Source organism: Mesorhizobium sp. M7A.F.Ca.ET.027.02.1.1 (genome assembly GCF_004022985.1).
Lineage (GTDB): Bacteria > Pseudomonadota > Alphaproteobacteria > Rhizobiales > Rhizobiaceae > Mesorhizobium.
Map to the genome: position 1 here is coordinate 1 of NZ_RZOL01000855.1, position 785 is coordinate 785.

Annotated in this window: 1 pseudogene; it reads right to left on the reverse strand. The window is 67.9% G+C overall.

Going from position 1 to position 785, the window contains the following annotated elements:
* Positions 1-785 (reverse strand): annotated as a pseudogene (locus EN749_RS36630) (DNA repair protein RecN); the annotation flags it as partial.

The following is a 785-nucleotide window of genomic DNA, read 5'->3' on the forward strand; positions in this document are numbered from 1 at the left end:
CTTCATCGGTGATGGTGGCGCCGGCCAGCATGCGAGCGATCTCTTCCTGCCGCGCCGGCCGGTCCATCTCGGCGATGCCTGTGGCGACACGGTCGGTGGTGCCTGATTTGGAGATCAGGAAATGCGTCGCCGCGCGCGCCGCCACCTGTGGTGCGTGCGTCACCGACAGCACCTGGACGCGCTTCGACAGCCGCGCCAGCCGCTGGCCGATGGCGTCGGCGACAGCACCACCCACGCCGGTGTCGATTTCGTCGAACACCAGCGTCGGCGCCGAGCCGCGGTCGGCCAGCGCCACCTTCAGCGCCAGAAGGAAGCGAGAAAGCTCGCCACCGGAGGCCACTTTCATCATCGGCCCGGGCCGCGTCCCTGGATTGGTGCGCACCCAGAATTCGATCTGGTCGATCCCCTCTTCCATGCGGCTTTCGGCCTCGCTCTTCATTTCCACGATAAAGGCGGCGCGTTCGAGCTTCAGGGCCGGCAGTTCGGCCATCACGGCCTTGGTCAGGCCTACCGCCGCCGCATGACGCAGCGAGGACAGCTGCGCGGCGGCAATGTCGTAGGTCTCGCGCGCGGCGGTGGCTTGCTTTTCCAGCCCGTGCAGGCGCTCCTCGCCGGCATCGAGATCGGCGAGATCGGCCGACATCGTGTCGCGCAGCTGCGCCAGATCGTCGACGGCGACGCTGTGCTTGCGCGAGGCCGCGCGCAGCGAAAACAGCCGCTCCTCCGCCTTCTCCAGTCGCTGCGGATCATATTCGGTGGCGCGCAATGCTGCCTCGACGCCCGAT